Origin of the sequence: Verrucosispora sioxanthis (assembly GCF_010560025.1) — a bacterium.
GTDB lineage: Bacteria > Actinomycetota > Actinomycetes > Mycobacteriales > Micromonosporaceae > Micromonospora > Micromonospora palythoicola.
This window is the reverse complement of record NZ_SAIY01000003.1, coordinates 347,779-371,508: the sequence shown is the minus strand read 5'-3', so window position 1 is coordinate 371,508 and position 23,730 is coordinate 347,779. Positions and strand designations below refer to the sequence as shown.

Annotated in this window: 20 protein-coding genes and 3 pseudogenes; 8 read left to right on the top strand and 15 right to left on the bottom strand. The window is 68.7% G+C overall.

Translation table 11 applies throughout. The annotated features are described in order from the left end of the window. Positions 1-51 precede the first annotated feature (51 nt). The 3 genes from ENC19_RS11010 to ENC19_RS11000 are packed head-to-tail and all read right to left on the bottom strand — an operon-like array spanning position 52 to position 2,352. Positions 52-504: a MaoC family dehydratase gene (locus tag ENC19_RS11010; protein WP_164447081.1), complete on the bottom strand. Its 453-nt coding sequence runs from the start codon at positions 502-504 to the stop codon at positions 52-54. A 16-nt stretch (positions 505-520) separates the two neighbouring features. Then, positions 521-1,402, bottom strand: a complete 882-nt coding sequence (locus ENC19_RS11005) for an amidohydrolase family protein (RefSeq protein WP_281604176.1) — start codon at positions 1,400-1,402, stop codon at positions 521-523. Between the two features lie 23 nt (positions 1,403-1,425). Next, positions 1,426-2,352: an SDR family oxidoreductase gene (locus ENC19_RS11000; protein WP_164447080.1), complete on the bottom strand. Its 927-nt coding sequence runs from the start codon at positions 2,350-2,352 to the stop codon at positions 1,426-1,428. Positions 2,353-2,435: 83 nt separating this feature from the next. On the opposite strand from ENC19_RS11000, the gene ENC19_RS10995 reads away from it, so the two are divergent. After that, the gene (locus ENC19_RS10995; protein ID WP_164447079.1) at positions 2,436-2,903 is read left to right on the top strand and encodes a MarR family winged helix-turn-helix transcriptional regulator; all 468 of its coding nucleotides are present in this window, start codon (positions 2,436-2,438) and stop codon (positions 2,901-2,903) included. A 53-nt stretch (positions 2,904-2,956) separates the two neighbouring features. Here the strand turns inward: ENC19_RS10995 and ENC19_RS30950 are convergent, their stop codons facing one another. From ENC19_RS30950 to ENC19_RS10960, 7 genes are all read right to left on the bottom strand, one after another. Then, positions 2,957-3,670: a DUF6351 family protein gene (locus tag ENC19_RS30950; RefSeq protein ID WP_164447078.1), complete on the bottom strand. Its 714-nt coding sequence runs from the start codon at positions 3,668-3,670 to the stop codon at positions 2,957-2,959. Continuing rightward, positions 3,601-5,109, bottom strand: coding sequence for a DUF6351 family protein (locus tag ENC19_RS30945; protein ID WP_164447077.1), 1,509 nt, complete (start codon positions 5,107-5,109; stop codon positions 3,601-3,603). Before ENC19_RS30945 ends, ENC19_RS30950 begins: the two co-directional genes overlap by 70 nt. 158 nt (positions 5,110-5,267) lie before the next feature. Next, the gene (locus tag ENC19_RS10980) at positions 5,268-6,149 is read right to left on the bottom strand and encodes a PaaX family transcriptional regulator (protein WP_164447076.1); all 882 of its coding nucleotides are present in this window, start codon (positions 6,147-6,149) and stop codon (positions 5,268-5,270) included. Positions 6,150-6,232: 83 nt separating this feature from the next. Further along, positions 6,233-7,006, bottom strand: a complete 774-nt coding sequence (locus ENC19_RS10975; protein ID WP_216592406.1) for an IclR family transcriptional regulator — start codon at positions 7,004-7,006, stop codon at positions 6,233-6,235. Positions 7,007-7,036: 30 nt separating this feature from the next. Further along, the gene (locus tag ENC19_RS10970) at positions 7,037-7,990 is read right to left on the bottom strand and encodes a PDR/VanB family oxidoreductase (RefSeq protein WP_164447075.1); all 954 of its coding nucleotides are present in this window, start codon (positions 7,988-7,990) and stop codon (positions 7,037-7,039) included. Then, positions 7,987-8,214 carry a hypothetical protein gene (locus ENC19_RS10965; RefSeq protein ID WP_164447074.1) on the bottom strand — a complete coding sequence of 76 codons (228 nt, stop codon included), beginning with the start codon at positions 8,212-8,214 and terminating at the stop codon, positions 7,987-7,989. The genes ENC19_RS10970 and ENC19_RS10965 overlap by 4 nt, the downstream gene beginning before the upstream one ends. Continuing rightward, a complete protein-coding gene (locus ENC19_RS10960; RefSeq protein ID WP_164447073.1) occupies positions 8,211-9,254 on the bottom strand; it encodes an aromatic ring-hydroxylating dioxygenase subunit alpha in 1,044 nt (347 codons plus the stop codon). Before ENC19_RS10960 ends, ENC19_RS10965 begins: the two co-directional genes overlap by 4 nt. Before the next feature lie 143 nt (positions 9,255-9,397). On the opposite strand from ENC19_RS10960, the gene ENC19_RS10955 reads away from it, so the two are divergent. Both ENC19_RS10955 and ENC19_RS10950 read left to right on the top strand, forming a co-directional pair. Next, on the top strand, positions 9,398-10,684 hold the full coding sequence (locus tag ENC19_RS10955; RefSeq protein WP_309246059.1) for an MFS transporter: 1,287 nt from the start codon (positions 9,398-9,400) through the stop codon (positions 10,682-10,684). Between the two features lie 61 nt (positions 10,685-10,745). Beyond that, positions 10,746-11,045 (top strand): hypothetical protein, encoded by a 300-nt coding sequence (locus ENC19_RS10950; RefSeq protein WP_164447072.1) that lies wholly within the window; start codon positions 10,746-10,748, stop codon positions 11,043-11,045. A 436-nt stretch (positions 11,046-11,481) separates the two neighbouring features. On the opposite strand, the gene ENC19_RS10945 is transcribed toward ENC19_RS10950, so the two are convergent. Both ENC19_RS10945 and ENC19_RS30100 read right to left on the bottom strand, forming a co-directional pair. Beyond that, a complete protein-coding gene (locus tag ENC19_RS10945) occupies positions 11,482-13,287 on the bottom strand; it encodes a DUF6119 family protein (RefSeq protein ID WP_164447071.1) in 1,806 nt (601 codons plus the stop codon). A 130-nt stretch (positions 13,288-13,417) separates the two neighbouring features. Then, positions 13,418-13,776, bottom strand: a pseudogene (locus ENC19_RS30100) (hypothetical protein); the annotation flags it as partial. A gap of 87 nt (positions 13,777-13,863) precedes the next feature. Between ENC19_RS30100 and ENC19_RS10940 the strand changes: the two are divergent. The 4 genes and pseudogenes from ENC19_RS10940 to ENC19_RS31380 all read left to right on the top strand — a co-directional run bounded on the left by ENC19_RS10940 (position 13,864) and on the right by ENC19_RS31380 (position 18,942). Further along, positions 13,864-14,663 (top strand): IS5 family transposase gene (locus ENC19_RS10940; RefSeq protein ID WP_164447377.1). Its coding sequence is split into 2 segments (ribosomal slippage): positions 13,864-14,200 and positions 14,200-14,663, totalling 801 coding nucleotides; the frame shifts between segments, so codons are not numbered across the junction. 159 nt (positions 14,664-14,822) lie between these two features. Further along, positions 14,823-16,721, top strand: a complete 1,899-nt coding sequence (locus tag ENC19_RS10935) for an AAA family ATPase (RefSeq protein WP_164447070.1) — start codon at positions 14,823-14,825, stop codon at positions 16,719-16,721. Between the two features lie 250 nt (positions 16,722-16,971). Next, positions 16,972-18,123 (top strand): helix-turn-helix domain-containing protein, encoded by a 1,152-nt coding sequence (locus ENC19_RS10930; protein WP_164447069.1) that lies wholly within the window; start codon positions 16,972-16,974, stop codon positions 18,121-18,123. A 387-nt stretch (positions 18,124-18,510) separates the two neighbouring features. Next, positions 18,511-18,942, top strand: a pseudogene (locus ENC19_RS31380) (hypothetical protein). Positions 18,943-19,273: 331 nt separating this feature from the next. On the opposite strand, the pseudogene ENC19_RS31790 reads toward ENC19_RS31380, so the two are convergent. From ENC19_RS31790 to ENC19_RS10905, 3 genes and pseudogenes are all read right to left on the bottom strand, one after another. Further along, a pseudogene (locus ENC19_RS31790) lies at positions 19,274-20,349 on the bottom strand (alcohol dehydrogenase catalytic domain-containing protein). Further along, entirely contained in the window at positions 20,346-21,764 is a 1,419-nt protein-coding gene (locus ENC19_RS10910; protein ID WP_164447067.1) for an aldehyde dehydrogenase family protein, read from the bottom strand. The pseudogene ENC19_RS31790 and the gene ENC19_RS10910 overlap by 4 nt, the downstream one beginning before the upstream one ends. A gap of 43 nt (positions 21,765-21,807) precedes the next feature. Next, the gene (locus ENC19_RS10905; protein WP_164447066.1) at positions 21,808-22,473 is read right to left on the bottom strand and encodes a TetR/AcrR family transcriptional regulator; all 666 of its coding nucleotides are present in this window, start codon (positions 22,471-22,473) and stop codon (positions 21,808-21,810) included. An 89-nt stretch (positions 22,474-22,562) separates the two neighbouring features. Here ENC19_RS10905 and ENC19_RS10900 point away from each other — a divergent pair, with 89 nt between their 5' ends. After that, entirely contained in the window at positions 22,563-23,711 is a 1,149-nt protein-coding gene (locus ENC19_RS10900; protein WP_164447065.1) for an acyl-CoA dehydrogenase family protein, read from the top strand. Positions 23,712-23,730: the final 19 nt, after the last annotated feature.

Genomic DNA, 23,730 nt, shown 5'->3' with positions numbered 1-23,730 from the left:
CCGGTGGTGGAGGATGGTGCGTCGATGCGTGGCCGGCCGGTCCGGTGACCGTCAGGCGTAGAAGCGGTACAGGCCGCGCGCCACCACGGCGGGCTTGGTGCCGCCGTCGATCTCGATCGTCTGGTCGACGGCGATCTGGTAGCCGCCGGTCACCTCGACGACCTCGGCGACCGTCGCGGTCATGCGGACCCGCGAGCCGACCTTGACCGGGGCCGGGAAGCGCACCTTGTCGAGGCCGTAGTTGACCTTCGTGGTGACCCCCTTCACGTCGAGCAGCTCGGTCCAGAAGGGCACCGCCAGGGAGAGCGTGAGGAAGCCGTGCGCGATGGGTGCGCCGAACGGCCCGTTCTTCGCCCGCTCGGGGTCGACGTGGATCCACTGGTGGTCGTCGGCGGCGTCGGCGAAGAGGTTCACCTGATCCTGGGTGACCGTCCGGTAGTCGGTGTAGCCGAGGTCGGTGCCGGCCAGGTCGGCGAGCTGTTCGTAGGTGATCGTCGTCGTCATGAGCGTCCTCTCGTCGTCAGCTGGACAGGCCCAACAGCCGGACGGCGTTGTCCTTCAGAATGCCGGGGAGCACCTCGGGCTTGAGGTCGGTGCCGCGTACGTCCCGTAGCCAGCGGTCGGGGGTGAGCAGCGGGTAGTCGGTGCCGAACAGCACCCGGCGCTTGAGCAGTGAGTTGGCGTACCGTACCAGCTCGGCCGGGAAGTACTTCGGGCTCCAGCCGGACAGGTCGATCCAGGTGTTCGGCTTGTGCGTGGCCACCGACAGCGCCTCGTCCTGCCAGGGCACCGACGGATGGGCCATGATGATCTGGAGGTCGGGGAACTCGGCCGCGACGGGGTCGAGCAGCATCGGGTTCGACAGGCCGAGCCGGAAGCCGTAGCCGCCCGGCATGCCGGCACCGATGCCGGTCTGTCCGGTGTGGAACAGCGCCGGCACGCCGGCCTTCTCCAGCAGACCCCACAGCGGGGCGTACTGCTCGTCGCTCGGATCGAAGCCCTGCACGGTGGGATGGAACTTGAAGCCGCGTACGCCCTCGTCCTCGATCAGCCGGCCGGCGAGGTCGAGCGCCGCCGCCCCGGTGCGTGGGTCGACGGAGCCGAACGGGATCAGCACGTCGGCGTGCTCGGCCGCGGCACGGGCGATCTCGACGCTCGACAGCGGCTGGTGCGCCAGCTGGGTGCGGGCGTCCACGGTGAACACGACCGCGGCCATCTGGCGTTCCCGGTAGTACCGCGCCACCGCCTCGATCGCCGGGCGCGGCCCGTCGGCCTTGAAGTACTTCGACACCGCCGCCACCAGGTCGTCGGGCAGCGAGTTGTGGCCGTGCTCGTCGATCTCGATGTGCACGTGCACGTCGATCGCGGTGACGGCGTCGAGGTCGATGGCGGGCTGGTACACGATGGGGAACTTTCTTCCGGCGGTCAGGAGCCTGCGGTCTTGAACTCCTCGGGGAGTTCCGGGAACCGCTCGCCGACGCTCTGCAGCGCCCCGGCGAACGTCGCCGGCCAGGCTTCGAGCAGAGCATCGTACGTCCAGCCGCCCTCGCGGTGGGCGGTCAGCGCCGCCTCCGGGTGGGTCCAGACCTGGAGCCGGTCGCCGCCCACCCCGATCACCTGCCCGGTGACGCCGCCGGCCGCGTCGGAGCCGAGGAACGCGATGAGACCGGCGACGTCGTCCGCCGTGCCGAAGCCGAGATCGTGCCGGAAGAACGCCGGCATCGGCTCGCCCTGCTCGGCCGCCCGCACGGCGGCGGCGAAGTAGGGAACCGTGGCGGTCATGGCGGTCGCGGCCACCGGAACCACGGTGTTGGCGGTGATGCCGGCGCGCTTGAGCTCCAGCGCCCAGGTGCGCGTCATGCCGACGATGCCCGCCTTGGCGGCGGCGTAGTTGGTCTGGCCGAAGTTGCCGCGCTGGCCGGTGGGGGAGCCGATGCAGATGATGCGGCCACCCTCGCCGGCCGCCCGCATGTGTTGCACCGCCGCGCGCACGGTGGTGAAGGTGCCGCGCAGGTGCACGTTGATGACGGTGTCGAAGTCCTCGTCGGTCATCTTCCACAGCACGGTGTCGCGCAGCACGCCGGCGTTGGTGACCAGGATGTCGAGTCGACCGAAGGTCTCGACGGCGGTGGTGACCAGCTGCTCGGCGGTCTCGGTCGGGCCGACCGGAGCGACCACCGCGGCGGCCCGACCGCCGAGCGCCTCGATCGAGGCGACGGCGTCGGCGGCGGTCTGCGCGTCGACGTCGTTGACCACCACGGCGGCGCCCTGCCGGGCGAGTTCCTGCGCGTACGCGAGGCCGAGACCGCGTCCGGATCCGGTGACGATGGCGACCTTGCCGTCCAGGGACATGGAGAACTCCTTCGTGTCCGCCCGATCTGAACACGAACCGTTGAAAATGTCAATCATTGAGGAAACTTGCTACCATCGTCGCCATGTCCGCTAGCGGGAAGACCCGGACGCCGGGGCGCGACGTTCTGCGGGACAGCGTGCTCGGCGGTGACCTGGTCTTCCTGCTGGCCCGCGCCAACGCCCTCACGCTCGCGGCGGCCAACGCCGCCCTCGCCGAGCACGGCCTCAAGGCCCGCTCCTACTCCGTGCTCGCGCTGGCCGCCGACGGGGCCCGACCCACTCAGCGGGAGCTGGCCGAGTTCCTCCGCCTCGACCCGAGCCAGGTCGTCGCGCTGGTCGACGGGCTGGAGAAGCGTCACCTGGTGGAGCGTCGCACCGACCCGGCCGACCGGCGGGCCAACGTCCTCGTCGCGACCGACGCCGGCCGGGACCTCTTCGCCCGCGCCCAGCAGGCCGCCCGTGCCGTCGAGTTGGGCCTGCTGGCCACGGTCACCCCCGAGGAGCACGAGCGGCTGGCCGGCCTGCTGCGCCTGCTCGCCTTTCCCGACTGAGCGCGGGCGGGAGGCTGCGCGCGACGGGCGATCCTCCCCGCCCACGCTGCGCGTCAGAAGCGGATCCAGGTGCCGGCGAGCGGGCGCTGCCCGACGTCGGGTTTCGACCAGTCACAGACACCGTCGGGGAAGACCGTACGCAGCCGGTCCCACTGCTCGGCGGTGAAGCGCACCCCGTACCCGGACTTGCGCAGCGGCTGGAGCTGACACTTGAGCACCGCCGAGGTCGTCGGCCCGCCCGCCACCACCCGCGGATTGCGGTGGTACGGGTAGAGCTGGTTGCACCGGGCGTCCGGGTCGAGCGTCAGCCGCTCCACGATCCGTTCCCCCTCGGGCGTGACACAGCCGTCGGCCACGCCGCGCGGTCGCGACAGCCGGGTGAGCGCTTCGGCGCGCAGGTGCGGCCGGGTCGCCGCGAGCCGGGTCCGGGCCGTCAGCCAGGCGTCCATGTCGGCCAGCGCCCGCTCCTGGAGCTCCGCGCTGGCCGCTCCTGCCGGGCCGGTCACGCTGACGTGGTTGTCGGCGTTGCCGTTGGCCCGCACCAGGCGTTCCCGCATCGTCCAGGAGCGGAACCGGTCATGGAAGTCTCCGGTGGGATCGGTGTAGCCACGGGTCTCGATGACCGGGGTCCAGCGCAGCCCGCCGTCGAACTGGTTGACCCGGCCGGTCGCGTATGCCCGGTTCAGCGCCGCGACGCTCACCGAGGTGCGTTGCGGCGTGCGGTTGCCCTCCACGTCCAGGCCGCCGATGCCCTCGTTGAGCCGCACGAACTGCTCCGGGCTGATGACGCCCGCGCCCGGAGCGTCGCCAGACCGTACTGCACGCCGACGGTGTCCGGGATGATCGGCCGGCCGGCGCCGGTGTCCGGGTCGACGCCGTAGACGTTCGAGACGAAGTCCGCCATGGCGCAGCGGATGCCCTCCGGGTTGGTCACCGGGTGGTAGCGCCGGTCGGCGGGGATGTGGGCGGGGCAGGCGGTCGGCCAGTCGACACTGTCGAAGAACTGGTAGCCGACGCAGGTGTTCGGGCTACCGAAGCCGCTTACCGCGTGCTGCTGGGCCGCCGACAGCCCTGCGGCCGTGGCCGCCTGGGAGATGAACCGGCACTCGTGGCCGGAGATCGTCGTGGAGCGCTCGTCGGGGTATCCGATGCTGCCGACGACGCCGTCCAGGATGCCGGGGTAGGCGTTCGCGATGAGCAGCTGCTGCATGGTGCCGGCCGATCCGCCCCATCCCATGGTGAAGGCCGGCACGCCGAGCGTCTCGATGAAGTGTTCCTTGACCATCATGGCCGTCTCGGCGGACGTGACGTCGTTGCAGTTGTGCGCGTACACGTTGAAGGTCGCGCTGGCGACCGCGTAGCCACGGCTAAGCAACGTGTGGTCGAGAACGCCGCCGGTGCTGGTGGCCTGGGTGTGGCCGATGCTGCAGGCACCACCGAAGGTGTAGACCAGCCGGTCGTTCCAGCCACGCGTGGTCGTCCACGGGCTCGGGGCCGGGGTGCCCGGCTGGTGCAGCATGGCGATCTCGTAGACCGCCCGGTTGATGGTGCCGCGTTCGATCCGTACGACGTAGGGGACGGTCCGGCCGGCCGTGGTGGTGGTGCTGGCCACATCGGCCGGCAGGGGACCGTCGGGCAGGTCGACGAAGCTGCCGGCGGTGCTGCGGTACCGGTAGCTGACCCGAGCCTCGGCCACGTGGCAGTTCTCGTCGACCGGGCCCAGGTTCCAGGGACTGCCCGAGGCGGTGCAGAACAGCGGGATGTGTGGCCCGGAGAAGACCGGGCCAGCGGCCGGATGGTTGACCACCGTCAGCGTGGCACCGGGCCGCTGCCAGCCCCACCGGTCGGCGCGGACCTCGATCCGGTTACGGCCCAGCTTCAGCCGGTCCACCAGGCCGAGCAGGGTCCACCTGTCGCCGACCGACCGGAAGCGGCTGGTCACGTCACGGCCGTCGAGGCGCACCGTCACCCGGTGCGGTGCGACGGTGCGCGGCACGGTCACGCGCACCAGCGCGTCGCCGCCGCTGACCATGTCCGCGCGGCCGGACACGACGGACACGTCGAAGCCGCGGTCGATGCCCTTGACGGTCGCCGCGGTGGCAGCGGCCGGCGCGGAGCCGCCGATCAGCGCGGTGGCGACGAGCGCGGTCAACGCCACCCGGAGTGGTCGGTGCCGCGCGTTCCTCCTCGATCGGTGGATGGGCATGGCAGGACCCCTTTCAGCCGGGGACGGACGGCTGGACCTCCTGGGTCGAAGGCACGGAGAGAACGTAATGCGAAAACTGATCGACAGTCAATGGAAGTGCAATGCATCGATGTTATGAGGTGGCCCTGGGCCGGGCTCGGCACGGATCTACGGTGCGGTCAGGCTGGTTCGAGCCGCTGGACGAGGTCCTCGAAACGCTTCTGGGCCAGCGGAGCCAACGCCTCGGAGATGCCCAGGAACATCGCCCGCGCCTCGGCGCGCGGGAACGACGGGGGCAGGAAGTCGACCGGCAGGTCAGGGTCGGCACCCACCAGCGCCCGCCAGTCGCTCACCAGCTCGGTACGCGCGACGAGCGCCTCCGCCGCCGGCACCCCGCCGGCCTCGGCCCGACCGGCCAGGTCGCGGTATCGGTGCAGGAAGTCCCGGTACCCGGCGGCCACCTCGTCGATCCGCCAGGCGGCCTCCAGCCGTGCCCGGCCGTCCGGCAGCAACTCCAGGTCCGTGGAGCGCAACAGCACCGCGTCGGTGACGCCGAGTTCGCTGAGCTGCTCGCGTGCCTCGTGGAGCCGGTCGTGCGGCGTGACCCAGGTGGCGTCGTACAGCGGCCAGAACGTCAACCAGCGCAACCGGGCCCGGATCAGCCGCCGCTGGTTCGCGTCCTCCAGCGGCACGGTGAACGCGATGAGCGTCCAACTGCCGTCCCAGGTGCTCTCGTCGGTGCTGGCGAAGATGCGCCGGGCACCCCGCTGAAGGATGTGCCACGCCGGCTCGGTCAACCGGTAGCTGGTCCGCCGGCCCTCCTTGGTCCGGTGCAGCATGCCCCGCTGGGTCAGCCGGGCGAGCGTGGCGCGGGCGTTGGCGGGCGCGATGCCGAAATCGGCGAGGACCGCCACCAGACCCCCGGACGGCAGCGGCGCGCGACCGGCGTGCCAGTGATCTCCGAGCAGGGTCACCAGCAGACGCTGGGCCCGGGCCCGCCCGACCGCCGCCCGCTCCGGCGGCGAACCCGGCGGCGACAGCTCGCCCAGAGCGTCGCTCACCACGACGGCGCCCCGGTGCGGGGTTGGCCAGAGCGCATCAACACCCGGTCACGTTACTGCGCCGGATGACCGGGCGGTATCGCTCACCCGGCAGACCGCCGTGACCCGTACGAGGTGCCGAGGGATCGGGAGATCGTCCGACCGGCCGCCTGAACCAGCGGTGCCAGCGCGACCGGGTCCGCCCGGTGCTGGGCGACCACGAGTGAGATCGCGGCGACCACCGCGCCCTCGGGCCCGTAGATCGGCGCGGCGACCGAGAGGGCGTCCATGGTGACCTGCCGGTCGCTGATCGCGTACCCGGTGCGGCGCACCTCGGCCAGCCCGCGTCGCAGCCGCCCGGGATCGGTGATGGTCAGCGGGGTGTACCGCTCCAACGGCGCTGCCAGCACCTGTTCCTGCACCTCGGCCGGCGCGTACGCGAGCAGCACCAGCCCGACGCCGGTGGCGTGCAGCGCGAAGCGGCCACCGACCCGGGTGAGCACCGGCACCGCGTGCCGCCCGGCGATCCGCTCGATGAAGACGAGTTCGACGTCCTGCCGGACGGCGAGCTGGACGTTCTCGTGGGTGACCTCGTACAGGTCCTCCAGGGTCGGCAGTGCCAGTTCGCGCAGCCCGAGCCCACGGGGAGCGAGGGAACCGACCTCCCACAGCCGCAACCCGATCCGGTACCGCCCGTCGTCACCGCGCTCCAACGCGCCCCAGGCGACCAGCTCGGCGACCCGGCGGGACGCGGTGGGCAGCGGCAGTTCGGCCCGCCGGGCCAGCTCGCTGAGGGTCAGCGCCGGGCTGGCCGGGGTGAACGCGTCGAGCAGGGCCAGCACCTTGCTGGTGACCGACCGTCCGGGCTGCGCGTCCACCCCGCCATCATGCCGACCCCGGCCCGCCGGTCACAGCTCCAGCGTCAGTCGGGGCGTGACGGACCGCGACACACAGATCATCATGGTGTCGCCGACGGCCCGCTCGGCCTCGGTGAGCAGGCTGTCCCGGTGCTCCGGCACACCGTCCAACACCGGGGTCTCGCAGGTGCCGCAGGTGCCCTCCCGGCACGAGGAGAGCACCTGCACGCCGGCCGCCTCCACCGCCTCCAGGATCGACGTGCCCGGCGGCACGGTAAGCGTCCGGCCGCTGAGAGTGAGTTCCACCTCGACGGGGGCGTCCACGGCCTCGGTGGGGGCCAGCGGGGTGAAGCGCTCTACGTGCAGGGCCCCGGGAGGCCAGGTCCGGCAGCGTTGCTCCACCGCCGCGATCAACGCCTCCGGCCCACAGCAGTAGACCAGCCCGTCCGCCGGCCGCCCGAGCAGCTCGTCCAGGTCGAGCAGGCCGGTCTCGTCTTGCGGATACAGGCCCACCCGGTCGCCGTACTTCTCCCGCAGGGCGTCGGCGAAGGCCATTGTGGCGCGGCTGCGTCCGCCGTACACCAGGCGCCAGTCGGCGTCGGCGGCGTCGGCGGCGGCGACCATCGGCCTGATCGGGGTGATGCCGATGCCACCGGCGATGAACAGGTAGCGCGGCGCCGCCACCAGCGGGAAGTTGTTCCTCGGCCCGCGCACCCGGACGGTCGCGCCCGGGGTGAGACGCTCGTGCACGTGCCGTGAGCCACCGCGCCCCTGCGGCTCCAACTGGACCGCGACCCGCAGGGTGGCCCGGTCGGCCGGGTCGCCGCAGAGCGAGTACTGGCGCACCAGCCCGGGCCCGAGTTCCAGGTCGAGGTGGGCACCCGGCGACCAGGCGGGTAGGTCCCCGCCGTCGGGGCGACACAGGCCCAACACGTCGACACCCGTCGCCGCCCGGTCCCGCTCGGCCACCACCAGCTCCACGCCGTCCAGGTCGTCGGCGGTCATGCCGCCACCGGCGTCCGGGTCGGTGCGGCGTGCGGGCTCGGCGCGACCACCTCCGGCGGTTGATGACCGTACGGGTGGGCGAGCAGCCACTCCCACAGCTCGACCGGTTCCTCGGCGACGCGCTCGGCACCGCAGTGGCAGATCCCGCGCAGTGTGTCGGTGCCCGGCATCCAGTGGATCCGGTAGATCCGGTCGCCGGTGAGCATGCTGGCCGGCTCGGTCATCGGGGTGCCCCCACCGTCCCCGCCTCGACCATCCGCGCGATCAGCCGTCGGGCGGCGAGCCCGCCGGTGTCGATGTTGATGCTGAGTTCCTGGTACTTGTCCGGCTCGGAGGCGATCACCTGCTCCAGGATGTTCAGCGCCGTCACGTCCTGCATGACCACCGTGCGGTTGCTCTGGTGCAGGTACTCGCTCACCGACTCGTCGTCGATGGCGAAGTCCCGGGCCACCGCCCAGAAGTCGTAGGTGGTGTGCTCCGTCGACGGCGTGATGGCGTACACGATCTCGGCGTGGAAGGCGTCGCTGTCCTCGCCCTCGGCCGGCGGGTAGAGGCCCTGCGGCGCGATCCGGCTGTGCAGCAGGTACAGGCACGGCGGGTGGTACTCGATGTCCTGCCAGCGGGTGATCCGGCCCTGGATCCCTGTCGACTTGGCGTAGAACGGCGGGCACTCGGCGTCGTCCATGTGCCGGCTGACGTAGACGATGCCCCGCTCCTCGTCGACTTCGGTGGTGATCGGCGTGTTAGCCACCTCCGGCGTGCCGATGTAGCCGCCGTGCAGGTAGGTCTCGTGGGACAGGTCCATCAGGTTGTCCACCAGCAGGCTGTAGCGGGCGTTCAGCGGCTCCATCCCGCGGACGACCGCGTACCGGGGGTCGTCCAGCCAGGGCGCGCGGGGAATGGTGGTCGGGTCCGCGCGGTCCCGGTCGCCGATCCACACCCAGATCAGCGAATCCTGCTCCACCACCGGGTAGGCGGCGACCCGCGCGGTACGCGGGATACGTTGCTGACCGGGTACGAAGACGCAGGTGCCGGTCTGGTCGTAGGTGAAACCGTGGTAGCCGCAGACGATGGTGTCGCCGTCCAGTCGGCTCTCGGAGAGCGGATAGCGGCGGTGCACGCACCTGTCGGCCAGCGCCACGGCCTCCCCGGACTCGGTGCGGTAGAGCACCAGCGGCTCACCCAGCACGGTGCGGGCGAGCAGATCCCGCCCCACCTCGCTGCTGTAGGCCGTCACGTACCACTGGTTGCGGGCGAACGCCATCGTGACCCAACCTCTCTCGGGACGGGAGCGGGGTGCGGTCGGATGATCCCGTGATCCGACCGCTGATCGGCAGCGTCTATTTCACTCAGTGAAAGGCCGTGCGGCCTTTCGCCGGTCGCCGCGACGCTGCGATGATCGTCGGCGTGACGGGGGTCGAGGAACCAGTGCGTACGGATGCATCACCCCGCCCGGACGAGGGCGGCCTGGGGGGCCGGTTCTGGCGGCTCTGGTCCGCCTCGGCGGTGTCCAACCTGGCGGACGGGATCGTCAAGATCGCGCTGCCGTTGGTCGCCGTCGGCTACACCCGCTCACCGGTGCTGGTGGCCGGGGTCGCCACCGCGTTCAGCCTGCCCTGGCTGCTGTTCGCGCTGCCGGCCGGCGCCCTCGCCGACCGGCTCGACCGGCGTCAGGTGATGCTCGCCGCCAACGCCCTGCGCGCGGTTGTCGTCGGCGGGCTGGCGCTCGCGGTGGCCTTCGACGCCGGGTCAATCTGGCTGCTCTACCTGGTGGCGCTCGGTCTCGGCATGGCCGAGACCCTCTACGACACCTCCGCCCAGTCGATCCTGCCGCAGGTGGTCACCCGCGACCAGCTACCCCGGGCCAACGGCCGACTGGCCGCCGTGGAACTCGCCGCCAACCAGTTCGTCGGCCCACCACTCGCCGGCTTCCTGGTCGCCGCCGGGGTGGCCCTCGCGCTCGCCGGGCCGGCGGTGCTGTGGGCGCTGGCCGTCGCCGCGCTGCTCCTGGTCACCGGCCGGTTCCGGATCGAACGCGACACCCCGACGACGATGCGCGCCGACATCGCCGAAGGGCTACGTTTCCTGTGGCGGCACCGGCTGCTGCGCACCCTGGCCACGATGGTCGGGACCAGCAACTTCATCACCAGCGGCATCTTCGCCGTGCTGGTGCTCTACGCGGTCGGCCCCGACTCGCCTATCGGCCTCACCGAACCCGGGTACGGCCTCCTGCTCACCACCATCGCCGCCGGCATCGTGCTCGGCTCGATCGCCACCGCACGGATCGAACAGCGGCTCGGGCGGTCCCGCACCCTGGCGCTTTCCGTGCTGGCGATGGCCGCCGTCGTCGGCGTACCGGCACTGAGCATCAACCCGTACGTGATCGGCGCGGTCTTCTTCGTCGGCGGAATCCTGCTCGCCACCTGGAACGTCATCACCATCTCGCTACGCCAGCGGATCACCCCGGACCGGCTGCTCGGCCGGGTCAACAGCGGCTACCGAATGCTGGCCTGGGGAAGCATGCCGGCCGGCGCGCTGGTCGGCGGTCTGCTGGCCGAGGTCTTCGGCCTCCGCGCGGTCTTCGCCATCCTGGGCCTGCTGACGTTGACCCTGCTGCTCGGCATGTTCGTGGTCACCGACGCCAACATCGACGCCGCAGAGAGAGACGCCACCGAACGCGACGCCGCCGACTGACCGTGCCGACACAGCCATCCTGGGCCTGCGTGCATGACGATGTGATTGAGGGGTTCTCGGGGTGTCGCTCACCGGCTGGTTAGCCTGTCCACAGTGCGCCATCTGTATCGCACTGGGCACCGCGTACCGGCTGGGGGACCAGCGGATCGGCTATTTCCAGGACGGTTACAGCGTCAACTCCGACCAGCCGGAGTTGACCCGAGCGTTGTGGAAGTTCCTGGCCGACCACGCCACGCACCCCCTGCGGGTGCTGCTGCCCGACACGCCGGGCTATGACGACTTGGACCAGTTCCGGGAAATCGGCGGCGACGAGCGGGGCGACGTCTCCTTCGCCAAGTACCTCGACGGGTGGCCCGGCTGACTCCAGGCCCAACCCCGTCACCGCCCGGCACGGCACCCAGTACAAGCGCCGGCCGTAGTCAGTGGCCCTGCGGATAGGACAACAAGGGGGAAGTTGTCGTCTCGAAGCGAACGGAGACGACAACAACAGGGAAGTTGCACAGACGAATAGCCAAGCGCTAGGCCCGGGGCCGCAAAGGGCGACGACAAGCAGAAGCGATGGCAACCCAAGATGGAGCGCGACCTATCATCCGGTGCTTGACTGTAAATCCCGTCGCGAAAGCTGCAGAGGTTCGAATCCCCTCCCCGCCAAGAGGTGCACGAAGGGTCCCTGACCCGCAGAAAAGCCGGTCAGGGACCGTTCTTGTTGGTCCCGCTGGGTCTCACTCCGGGCGGCTGCATCTCACCGATCGTGTCGATACGTGTCGCCATGATCACCTGTTTAGCCACCCCCAGTTCTAGGTCTGGCTGGGCTGCGTGCCGGCTTCGGGCTTCCTTGGAGCGGGCGGTCGAGACGGTGAAACCTCGGCCTCCTCGACCGGCACCCCCTGTACAACGTCAGAGAGTTCCGGGTTTTCGGCAGAGTCGGTGATCTGGATCCGGCAAATCGCGGGACGCGCTCCGGTGCCGCGAACCCGCTTCACGAAGTCGCGTAGGTTTACCTTGCTGAAGCTCGGCAGCCCTAGCGGTACTGGCCGGTCCCTCTGAACGCCGATTGCATAAACCACCACTTCGGGAGCTTTCTCGGCTACTTGCACGAAGGCTGGGTCAATGCCCTGCACGGCTCGAAGAAAGTTGTCGCGGTACACGGAGTCTCCGCGCAGGCTAAGCGCGGACACAAGACCCTGTGAAAAAAGGTGACTCAGTGTCTGGCTCTTCTTGTAATTCTTCACGTGGATCAAAAAACCGTCGCGATGAAGCAGATCGCATGCTTCGATTTCATCGCCATCTTCCGACCGGATCTTGACCTTATCGAGGATGATGGTCGCATCCGAGTGGGCGTCCTGGAAGTCGTCATTGTATGAACCCTCTGCTCTTCCGTTCTTCCATGGAGGCGGGTTGAGGGCATCTGTTAGGTCGTCGACCTTACTCAGGTCTTCATCGAGCTTGCGTGTGTATGCCTCATTCAAAGCAAACCATCGGCCGAGTGTGAGAATAAAGCGCCGATCTTCGTTGCCCGACTCGAATATTAGCCAGTGGCGTAGCGGCATGTATGGACTCTTGGCCTCGCCTTCATTGTCGAACGCCATCAGCTTGACGTTGTCGAGGGATCGTGCCGTTAGTCGCCCCCTAAGCTCGCTGAGTGCAGCTCGTACGCCTGTAATAGAAGGCTCCAGCAGTAGCGTTGTTCGTTCCCCTCTGTAGAGGCGGATCTCGTCTATCTCGTCTGTGGTCAGAGTGTCGGGGAAAGAGAACTCCAGTAAATGGTCCTGCAAGTTGCTCAACTCGTCGTCAAACTCAGCAAATCCATGGACGCCTCCGAAAAGTGCTTGTGCTAGATGGCGATCAAGCTGGGCCGTCTGCTCGCTCTTAACTCGGAGTGGCTCTAGGGAGTCAACGAATTTCAGCCCCTCGGTGGCTGTGCCAGCCTCAATTTCGTCGAGCATCCGGCTAAGTGTTCCTTGTATCTTTTCAAGGTCGGTGCGGGCACGGAAGGATATGGCATCCGTTGCGGCTACCGCGTCGACGTCGGCGAACTCGGCCCCGTTGCTCTCGTCTAGTGTTCCCGCTAAACGTCGAACGAATTCGCCTTCCAGCGCTCCAACATCAAGATCCTTCAGGTTGCCTCCGAGGGGTAGTTGCACAGCTTGTGCGCGATTCGACGCGCCTACTCTTCTGCTGCGGAATTCGCGGAGCGACTTAGGGCTCATGCGTCGAGCTGCGAACCGGAGGCCGAAATTCGCCTCGATTGCGCTCCACTCCAAGGCTGAGCTTCCATAACCAAAGCATACGGCGAACCGTCGGTTCTGAACCGGAAGAAAGATGACGAATCGATTCGACAGATTCTGTGCCTGGGAGAGTGCAGGGAAGATGGGTAAGAGGGCTTTGGCCCACGGGGGAACCTTTTGTTTTGGAGTGCTGAAATAGCCAACTGTTCCCTGTGGTGCTCCACCAGTTGGCTGCATTGGCAACATCGGTGTCTTGCCACCTTTGCGGTATGGAGCGCGTAGGGCGGCCTCGATTGTGGGCAGACCCTCACGTAACAGGTAGCAGTTGAAGCGGAGCTTGGGAGGGGCGGCGGCGGGCGTGGCTTCTGGCTCCATGAACAGGTGGTACCACGTTATGTGATCGTGGCGGAATGAGTGGTTTGGTGGATTGAGGTGACTTCAGGTTGCTACGGCGCGTCCGCACGTCGTCTCGTAGCTACCCCTCTAGCTCGCGTGGCTGCCACTTTCAGTCGGGATGTCCACCGGGCGGAGGTAGAACCACCGGCCCACCTTGGTCGTACCTCCGCCTGGCATCACTCAACCCCGAGTTGTGCCAGGTAGATCTTCTAGATTGAGGAGGGCGGCGGCCTAGTGTCGGAATCCCGTCACTCGACCTGCGGCAGGCGGCCTCAATCCTTCGTCGCGCGGCCTGCTCTTGGCCGTCGACGCACTTGGCGTGAACCCGCATGAGGAGGTGGACGCTGTGCCCGGCCCATTCGGCGACCTGGTTAGCGGGTGTCCCAGCATTGAGCCAGAGCGACACGGCGGCGTGCCGTAGGTCGTACGGTCGCCGGCCCGCGGCGAGCGTTGCTGGGCCGGCGTAAGAGTTCCTAACGAAATGATGGTGGGCGTGTCCTCGGGACGTGAGGGTCGTTCTGTCTGAACGTGAGGAGGGGTGAGCAGCCGCCGTGGATCGTCTCGGACGAGTTGTGGGCCGAGATCGCGCCGCTGCTGCCGCCCCGAGCACCGCGTAGGCACCGGTTCCCGGGCCGAAAGCCTCTCGATGATCGGAAGGTGTTGTGCGGGATCCTGTTCGTGCTCTACACCGCGATCCCGTGGGAGTACCTGCCCCAGGAGCTTGGGTTCGGGTCGGGCATGACGTGCTGGCGCAGGTTGCGGGACTGGAATGATGCTGGTGTCTGGCAACGACTGCATGAGGTTCTGCTCGGCAGACTGCGGGCCGCTGGGCAGTTGGACATGTCTCGGGCGGTGATCGACGGCTCTCACGTTCGGGCGCTCAAGGGCGGCCCAAAACCGGTCCGAGCCCGGTCGACCGCCGCAAGCCAGGCTCGAAACACCACGTCATCACCGACGCGGGCGGCATCCCTCTCGCCGTCAGCCTGACCGGCGGCAACCGCCACGACGTCACCCAACTGCTGCCCCTGGTCGACAAGGTCCCACGGATCAAGGGCATCCGCGGCAGGCCTCGGCAACGGCCCGACCGGATCTACGCCGACCGTGGCTACGACTTCGACAAGTACCGCCGCGAGCTCCGCACGCGCGGCATCACACCCGTCATCGCCCGACGCGGCATCGGCCACGGCTCCGGCCTCGGCACCCGCCGCTTTGTCGTCGAGCAGACCATCGCCCTGCTGCACTGGTTCCGCCGCCTACGTATCCGCTGGGAGATCCGCGACGACATCCACGAAGCGTTCCTCACCCTCGCCTGCGCCATCGTGTGCTGGCGCCGGCTGCAGCGCTCAAAGAGTTAGGAGCTCTAAGTACCGCGGCCAGCGATAACGCTGGAGAAATTAGTCCTACGAAGCAACGTCTTGTCTCTATGGTCACTTCCAAATGTCGAGGCCGCAGGCTAGGGTGGCTGAAACTGTAAGGGTGGTTGTGCGTAAGCTAACTGTGGGAGCTGAATAATTGTGCGGCTAACTAGGATTGCATTCAACGGTTACAGGCGACTTGTAGATACGGGCTGTAACGTCGACAGTAAACTTGTTGCGTTTCTCGGGCCAAATGAGGCTGGCAAGAGCTCGATACTTCATGCCTTAGAGTGGTGGTCAAGCGGCGGTAAGCTTAAAGCGCGAGACTTGGCGCGAAGTCAGGTGATCGGCGATAGCGACCCCGTGGTTACGCTAACGTTCATCTTAGATGACGCGGATGTAGCCGAGATTAGGAAGCGTTACATATTGGTGGCACCGAACACGCAGTATCGTGTGCATCGGGCGTCTTCGGGGAAGCGTCTCCATGGTTTCAGCCCAACACTGGAAAGAGACTGGACGGGGCTGCGTGATCTGGCGGTTTCTATAGCGGGTGAAGTCGACAAGCTGACGGCTAGGGGCACATCTGACGCCGAGCAGAACTTGCGATCGAAGGTTGCCACCTTGCTTTCGCAGGTAATGAAGAGGAAGGAGTTGGGTTCAAGGGGGATTTCAAGCGTTGGATTAGATGCTGACGAGCACGCCGCGATAGCTGCACAAAGCCCTTCCCTGGTTTTGCAACTCACGGAGTTATTGAACCTCCTTGGAAAGACTCCCTTCACGCTCGCGCGAGAGGCTCTGATCCCTCGGCTGCCGAAGATTGTTCTTTACGAGGGTGGAAATCGTTCACTTGAAACGCGATACGACTTGAACGACCTCGTTCCGCCTAGCCAAGCGCCGGAGCCGATCGTCAATCTCTTGGCTGTTGCAGAGGTGGACGTCGATACGCTCGTCGGGGCAGCTAAGGAGAACGACACGTCACGGGTTGCAACCATCTGTAAGGGCGCGAATAGGCGCCTTCGCCGCAAGCTGCAGCCAACATGGCAGCAGAAGCAGCTTAGCCTCCGACTGGAGTCGGAGGGGGGCGCGCTGCTAGTCCTAGTTGACGAGTTAGACGATGATGGCAGCAGAACTACGCTCGACGAGCGGAGTGATGGGCTGCGAGCTTTTCTAGGCATGACGTGCTTCGTGCTCGCTCGTAGGCTGGAGACCGAAGCGTCGCCGGTGATCTTGCTTGCAGACGAAATAGATCGCCACCTACACTTTGACGCGCAGGCTGACCTTGTTGGTGTGCTGACGTCCCAAACCGAAATTCAGCAAGTTCTCTACACAACGCATTCGCCAGGCTGTCTGCCGCCGGACCTTGGTACGTCCGTCCGTCTTGTTGAGCCGGTCGTAGACGAGCCGGGTTCAAGCGTTATTCGAAGTAGCTTCTGGGGTACCTCGGTAATCGGATTCTCTCCGCTTCTTGTCGCGATGGGGGCAGGTGCTGCGGCCTTCTCCGCATGCCGAAGGGCCGTTCTTGCCGAAGGTGCAACAGAGATGATTCTGCTGCCGACCCTCCTGCGTCATGCGACCGGCCTTCCTCAGTTGCCGTATCAAGTTGCACCGGGACTATCGAGTCTCCGCCGAGATGGATTTGGGTTGGATGAAATTTCAGCCAAGATTGCCTACTTGATTGACGGCGACGAGGGCGGTAAAGCTAAAGCCAAGCTCCTATCTGGGTTGGGGGTATCGGAACGAATTATTGTCAGTCTCCCGGAGGGGAAGACCCTTGAAGACCTGCTCGATTCCGAAAAGTACGTTGAAGCCGTAATTGCGTTGCTTAGGGATCGACTGGTTGCCGTCGAAAACTTCGAGGTGGATGAGGGCAGGGCTGGAGCCCGGCCCCTCGTCAATAGGGTTGCAGATGCCTGTGCCCGGTTGGGTGCCGCGCCGCCGGGCAAGACGGCGGTAGCTAATTACCTCATTCAAGACCCAGCCAGGATTGTTCTAGCACAGGATGCGGAAGTTGTACTTGCCAATCTGCACGAAAACTTTTCAGAAATTCTAGGGTGTTGAGATTCGGTGCCTGCGCGATCGCGAATCGGCCGTTCGCGCAACAGCACCTGTTTGCAGAGGTTCTGACGGCGCAGCCGGGCCTGCGGTGTCGCGCCTCCCTCGCCTGCAGGGCTTGGGGCCACTCCAGGTCAATCAGGGGTACCGTCGGTGGTGGCGTGGTTGCCGGTTGTCGTGCTGGCTGCCTACCGAAGCTGATCGTTGGTCGAGAGGGATCGTTGTGCCTCGCCGAGCCATACCTGCTGACCCGTCGGTGGGTGAGCGCATCCGGGCCCGGCGCGAGTTGCGGGGCTGGAGCATCCGGTACGCCGCGAGTCGCGCGGGTATCTCGCATACTACGTGGTCACGTATCGAGCGCGGTGTGCAGCGTACGGACCGGTACATGGTGGTCGATCTGGCCGCTGCCCTGGAGTGTTCGGTTTTCGACCTCACCGGGCAGCCGTACACGCCGGCTGATCGGCAGCTTGATGGTGCGCGTATCGACGCGGAGCGGGTGTGGCGGGCGATGATGGCGCATCCGTTCGATGGCCCGTCGGTCATTGGGGCCGCCACTGTGGAGCAGGTGGCTCGGGAGTCCGCGCTGGTGCGGGATCTGTATGGCCGGTGCGACTACGCGGGGGCGCTGCGCCGCCTGGCGGATCTCGTGCCGGCCCTGCACGGCGTGACTGATCGGCGGTCGGCGTACCGGTTGATGGTGCCGGTGTACGGGGTGGCGATGGGTTCGTTGCTGAACGTCGGCTACTCGGCCCACGCCTGGTTGGCGGCGGAGCGTTCGGCCGAGGCTGCGCACCTGCTTGATGATCCGGTCGCGATGGGGGTGGCGGCGGCGAATCGGGCGCGGGTTTCGGCATACACCGGCGCGTATGGCCCGGCTCGGGCGTACTGCGATCGGGCCGGTGCGGACCTGGCGGGCAGCAGCGCGGATACCGCGTTGGATGTGCTCGGGTTCCTGCACCTGGCCCGCGCGCATCACCTCGCCGGCATGAAGGATCAGGCCGCCGCCGAGGATCACCTCGACGAGGCGGCGCGCATCGCTGCGTACACCGGGGAGACGACGAACTGGGATCTGTTGTGGGGGCCGAGCAACGTGGCGTTGTGGCGGATGGCCTACCTGCTCGACACCGGGCGTCCGCAGGAGGCGTTACGGGCGGCTGCCCAGGTGGCGGTCGGGGATCTGCCGGCGGTGCGGCAGGTGTACTACTGGCTGGACATGGCCCGCGCGATGGTGGCGGCTGACCGGGAGCGAGACGCGGTGCGGATGCTGCTGGCAGCCGAGCGGGTCGGCCCGCAGCACACCCGGTCATCGACGGCGGCTCGGGAGGTCGCGCGTGGGCTGCTGCGCCGAGGACTGGTCTCCATTGAGCTGCGGGGCCTGTGCGAGCGCATGGGAGTCTCCGCCCAGTAGTGGTGCGTAAGTGTGCCATCACGCACCGTGCTGTTCATAGCGTTCCGTTTAGGACACGACGGCAGGAAGCACCCGCTGCGCCGACTGTGTCCGTCGGGTGGCGGCGTCAACCCGAGCGCGACGCCTGACAGTCGCGCTGCCGGCGCCACCCGCAACCCGTGACGAGGGAGGCGGAACCTGTGGCGATTCGGTCCGAGCTGCGCGACATCATGCGATGGCTACTTCGGCGGGCCGACTCGCCCCCGCCGCCTGGAACGGGTCAGCGCCACCAAGCCGCCGAGCAGGCAGCGGCGCATCAGCGGCTGCTCGACCAAGCTCGGCGCTTGCGCGACACGCAGTGGCATCGCGAGCCGATCCAGACAACGCCGTACGTGCCGACGATGCGGGATCAGCGCACGATATGGAGCCAAAGGTGAGCCCAGCGCGGGCAGGTACTCCCGACGTGTCGCCTCCGAGCAGTCGGCGCGTCTCGTACGACGAGTACCTGTCGGCCACTGCGTTGACGTTTGCCCGAAGGCATCGGCCGGTCTGGTCCTGGCAGCGCTGGCGGCGCGTCTGCCGATGCGGTGCCGACCTGCCGTGCCGTGCCCGGCACCGGATACCGATCAACCGGGGTCACTGGCCGCAGGAGAGTGAGCAGTGACCGGCGGCCCGGAGCGAGTCATCCTCGCCGTGCACGTCCGAGGGTTCGACGGGATGTGTGTCGGCTGCCGGGCGTGGTGGTCGCGACTGGTCCCGTACCCCTACTGGCAGGTGGAGTGGGCGACCCGCCGGCAGGCCCGCGCGAGCGTCGCACGGTTCCTGGGCGGTGTGCGGTGACCACCCACGGCCCGGTGCTGCCAATCTGGAGCTGCGGCGGTTGCGACCTGCCCTGGCCGTGTCCGACCCGGCGGCGGGAGCTGCGCGCGGAGTACGCCGACGCTCCAGTGTCGTTGACGCTGTACCTCGGTGGCTATCTCGTCCAGGCCGCCGAGGACATGCCCTGGGCACCGGCCGGCGCACTGCACCGTCGCTTCGTTGGCTGGACCAGACAACCGCCGGAAGTACAGCAGCGGAGTACCGCAACGGTGCCAGCCAAACCAGACCGGGCCGGATGACCTCGGACGACGCCCGATCAGCCCGGCGTCCGGAGAGTCCCACACCGAACGGGTCAGTCGAACAGGACCACTGTGCGGGCGCCCTCGCCCCGGGCCATCCGGGCCAGCGCCTCCGGTGCCGCGTTGAGGGTGATCCGGTCGGTGACCAGGAAATCGAGGTCGAGGGTGCCGTCGAGCACCGCGCGGGCCAGCTCGGGGACGTCGCGGTCCGGGTCGGAGGAGCCGTACACCGAGGAGCGCAGCGTCCGGGCGGAGTGGAAGATCTCCAGGGCGCTGAGGGCGACCATGTCGTCCTTGCCGCCCATGCCGACCACGATGACCTGCCCGCCGCGGCGGGTGGCCCGCCAGGCGGCGCGGATGGTGGCGGCCCGGCCGACGCACTCGACCGCGTGGTCGACGCCCCGGCCGTCGGTGAGTGTCCGTACCGCGCGGCTGAGGGTGTCGTCGGCGAGCAGGAAGTCCGTGGCACCGGCGGCGTGCGCCAGCTCGGCCTTGGCGGGTGCGACGTCGACGGCGATGACGCGGGCGGCACCGGCGGCGCGGGCGGCGGCGACCGCGGAGAGGCCGACGCCACCCAGACCGATGACGGCGACCGAGTCGCCGGGTCGGACGTCGGCGGTACGGCGGATCGCGCCGACGCCGGTGAGCACCGCGCAGCCGAGCAACGCGGCGGTGGCAAAGGCAGGTCCGGCGGCACGGCGACCACGGCGTGCTGCGGCACCACCACCTGCTCGGCCAGTGCGCCGAGGCCGAGGGTGACGTGCAGTGGCTCGCCGTCGATGGTGTGCCCGACGGTGGCGGCGGGGGTGCCGGAGCGTTCGCAGAGCCACGGTTCGCCGTGCCCGCAGTACCAGCAGACCCGGCACGGGGGAGCCCAGTCGAGCACCACGTGGTCGCCGACGGCGATCCGGTCGACGTCGGCGCCGACCTCGACCACCACGCCCGCGGCCTCGTGGCCGAGCAGCAGCGGGTACGGCGCGGCGATGGTGCCGTCGACCATGGACAGGTCGGAGTGGCAGACGCCGGCCGCCCGGACCGCGACTCGTACCTGCCCGGGGCCGGTGGCGGGCAGCTCGACCTTTTCCACCCGGGGCGGCGTGCCGACGCCCCGGACCACCAGGCCCCTCACCGTTGGATCGCCTTCACTTCGCAGAACTCCTCCAGCCCGTGTACGCCCAGCTCGCGGCCGAGGCCGGACTGCTTGTAGCCGCCGAACGGGGCGAGCGGGTTGAACGGTGCGCCGTTGATGTCGACGGCACCGGTACGCAGCCGGCGCGCCACCCGCAACGCCCGCTCCTCGTCGCCGGACCAGACCGCGCCGGCCAGCCCGTAGCGGGAGTTGTTGGCGACCCGTACCGCGTGGTCGTCGTCGTCGACCGGGATGACCGCCAGGACCGGCCCGAAGACCTCCTCCTGCGCGAGGGCGCTGTCGGGGTCGACGTCGGCGATGACGGTGGGGGCGACGAACCAGCCCCGCTGCGGGACGGGGGCGTCCAGGCCGCCGGCCACCAGCCGGCCGCCGTCGGCCAGGCCCCGGGTGATGTGGTCGCGTACCCGGTCCCGCTGCTGGGCGGAGACCAGCGGGCCGAGCCGGGTGGCCGGGTCGAGCGGGTCACCGAGCTGGTAGCCGTCGGTCGCCTTGGCGGCCAGGTCGAGGGCCTCGTCGTAGCGGTTCCGGTGCACAAGCATCCGGGTCCAGGCGGTGCAGGTCTGTCCCGAGTTGAGGAAGGCGTTGCCGACGCCCACCTTGACCGCGCTGGCCAGGTCGGCGTCGTCGAGGACCACGTTCGCCGACTTGCCGCCCAGCTCCAGCGACACCCGGGCGATCCGGTCGGCGGCCAGGTGGGTGATCCGCCGGCCTGTGGCGGTGGAGCCGGTGAAGGAGACCAGGTCCACGCCGGGATGGCCGGCGAGCGCCTCGCCGACCACCGGCCCGGTGCCGGTGACCAGGTTGACCACGCCGGGCGGCAGGCCGGCCTCGTCGATGGCGTCGAAGAGCAGGTACGCGGTCAGCGGGGTCAGTTCGCTCGGCTTCAGCACCAGCGTGCAACCGGCGGCCAGGGCGGGCGCCAGCTTGGCGACGATCTGGTGCAGCGGATAGTTCCACGGGGTGATCGCGCCGACCACGCCGACGGGTTCGCGTACCACAAGGGAGTTGCCCACTGTCTGCGGCGCGGGCGGGTGCGCGGCCAGGTCGACGTAGGTGCCCAGGACGGTGAGCGGCAGCCCGGCCTGGACCCGGGTGGCGACCTTCAGCGGGGTGCCGAGTTCCGCGGCGACGGTGTGCGCGATGTCGTCGGCGCGGGCGGTCAGGGCGGCATGCAACCGGTCGAGGTGGGCGGCCCGGTCGGCGGGGTCGGTCGCCGCCCAGCCCTCGAAGGCGGCCCGGGCGGCGGTCACGGCCCGGTCGACGTCGCCGGCCGTGCCGGCCGGGACGGTGCCGATGACCTCCTCGGTCGTCGGGTTGTGCACCTCAAGCGACTGTCCGCCGGCCGCGCGCACCCAGCGTCCGTCGAGGTAGAAGTCGGTCCGTACGGATTCCATGGGCTCCTCACCTCGGCTAAAACTAGCGGTGCAAGTTTGGACTCTAGTACGCCGAGCCGGCCGGCGGGAGGGGTGGCAGCGGGCCGACGATGCGTTCGTAGGTGTGCGACAGCCCGTCGATTAGTGCTTCCAGGCCCAGCGCGAAGGCGCCCTCGTCGACCTGGTGCTGGTGCTTGGCGAGGCGGTGGGCCTGGCTCAGGTGCGGGTACTGCTCCGCGTAGAGCCCCGGATCCTTCACGAAGCCCTGAGCGAAGGAACTGAGCGCGGAACCCATCACGAAGTAGCGCATCAGCGCGCCGATGTGCGTCGCCCGGGCGGGTGGCCAACCCGCCGCGACCAGCCCGCCGTAGACGGCGTCGGCCATCGCCAGTGCCGCCGGGCGTCGGCCCGGGCCCCGGGCCAGGTGCGGCACGATGTTCGGGTGGGCGGCGAGGGCGGCCCGGTAGGAGTGGCCCCAGCGGCGCAGCGCCTCCCGCCAGTCCACCTCGGCGAAGAACGACACGTCGACCTGGCCGGTGATGCTGTCCGCGACCGCGTCGAGGATCTCGTCTTTGGTGCCGAAGTGGTTGTAGAGCGAGGGTCCGCGCACGCCGAGCGCGGCGGCGAGCCGGCGGGTGGAGAACGCGTCGAGCCCGTCGGCGTCGATCAACGCGGCGGCGGCCTCGACGATCCGCTCCCTGCTGAGCAGGGCCTGTCGCGGCCGGGGCATGGGTGTCCTCCTTCGGGTGGGTGGCTCGCCGGGAACTTTGCCACACCGGGGTCTGGACAGCTTAAAACTTGCACCGCTAGTTTACTGCCATGGACCTTCACCTCTCCGCCGAGCAGGTCGCGGTCCGGGCGCTCGCCGCCGACTTCGTCAACCGCGAGGTGGTGCCGCACGCGGCGGCCTGGGACCGGCGCGAGGCGGTCGACCCCGGCATCGTCGGCAAGCTCGGCGAGGTCGGCTTCCTCGGCCTCACCATCGCCGAGGAGTACGGCGGATCCGGCGGCGACCACCTCGCGTACTGCCTGGTGCTTGAGGAACTCGGCCGGGGTGACTCCGCAGTCCGGGGCATCGTGTCGGTCTCGCTCGGCCTGGTCGCCAAGTCGATCGCCACCCACGGCACCCCGGAGCAGCGCGAACGGTGGCTGCCCGCGCTCTGCTCCGGCACCGCGCTCGGCTGCTTCGCGCTCACCGAACCGGACAGCGGCTCGGACGCGGCGGCGCTGACCACCCGGGCGGTCCGCGACGGTGACGACTGGCTGCTCTCCGGTCGCAAGACGTTCATCACCAACGGCACCACCGCCGACGTGGCGCTGCTCTTCGCCCGTACCGGCGGCCCGGGCCACCGGGGCATCACCGCGTTCCTGGTGCCGACCGACAGCCCCGGCCTGAGCCGGTCGGAGATCAAGGGCAAGCTGGGCCTGCGCGGGCAGGCCACCGCCGAACTCGTTCTCGACGCCGTCCGGGTGCCCGACACCGCCCGGCTCGGCGAGTGCGGCGCCGGCTTCAAGCTGGCGCTGGCCACCCTCGCCAAGGGACGCATGTCGGTCGCCGCCGGCTGCGTCGGCATCGCCCAGGGCTGCCTGGACGCCGCCGTCGACTACGCCGGAACCCGCACGCAGTTCGGCAAGCCGATCGCCGGCCACCAGCTCGTGCAGCAACTGCTCGCCGGTATCGCGGTCGACACCGCCGCCGCGCGGCTGCTGGTCTGGCGGGTCGCCGACCTGATCGACCGGGGCCAGCCGTTCGCCACCGAAGCGTCGATGGCCAAGCTGTTCGCCAGCGAGGCCGCCGTCCGCGCGGCCAACGACGCCATCCAGGTCTTCGGCGGGTACGGCTACATCGACGAGTACCCGGTCGGCAAGTACCTGCGCGACGCCCGCGTCGCCACCCTCTACGAGGGCACCAGCCAGATCCAACAGTTACTCATCGGGCGGGCGCTCACCGGCGTCAACGCCTTCTGAATTCGGGAGAGGAACCGTG

Excerpts from the sequence above, each read along its gene's own strand:
- ENC19_RS11010 (WP_164447081.1), bottom strand. The coding sequence starts at position 504 with ATGACGACGACGATCACCTACGAACAGCTCGCCGACCTGGCCGGCACC.
- ENC19_RS10900 (WP_164447065.1), top strand. The coding sequence starts at position 22,563 with ATGGACCTTCACCTCTCCGCCGAGCAGGTCGCGGTCCGGGCGCTCGCC.
- ENC19_RS10945 (WP_164447071.1), bottom strand. The coding sequence starts at position 13,287 with ATGGAGCCAGAAGCCACGCCCGCCGCCGCCCCTCCCAAGCTCCGCTTC.
- ENC19_RS30945 (WP_164447077.1), bottom strand. The coding sequence starts at position 5,109 with ATGCCCATCCACCGATCGAGGAGGAACGCGCGGCACCGACCACTCCGG.
- ENC19_RS10910 (WP_164447067.1), bottom strand. The coding sequence starts at position 21,764 with ATGGAATCCGTACGGACCGACTTCTACCTCGACGGACGCTGGGTGCGC.
- ENC19_RS10965 (WP_164447074.1), bottom strand. The coding sequence starts at position 8,214 with ATGACCGAGCCGGCCAGCATGCTCACCGGCGACCGGATCTACCGGATC.
- ENC19_RS10995 (WP_164447079.1), top strand. The coding sequence starts at position 2,436 with ATGTCCGCTAGCGGGAAGACCCGGACGCCGGGGCGCGACGTTCTGCGG.
- ENC19_RS11000 (WP_164447080.1), bottom strand. The coding sequence starts at position 2,352 with ATGTCCCTGGACGGCAAGGTCGCCATCGTCACCGGATCCGGACGCGGT.
- ENC19_RS10905 (WP_164447066.1), bottom strand. The coding sequence starts at position 22,473 with ATGCCCCGGCCGCGACAGGCCCTGCTCAGCAGGGAGCGGATCGTCGAG.
- ENC19_RS10970 (WP_164447075.1), bottom strand. The coding sequence starts at position 7,990 with ATGACCGCCGACGACCTGGACGGCGTGGAGCTGGTGGTGGCCGAGCGG.
- ENC19_RS10960 (WP_164447073.1), bottom strand. The coding sequence starts at position 9,254 with ATGGCGTTCGCCCGCAACCAGTGGTACGTGACGGCCTACAGCAGCGAG.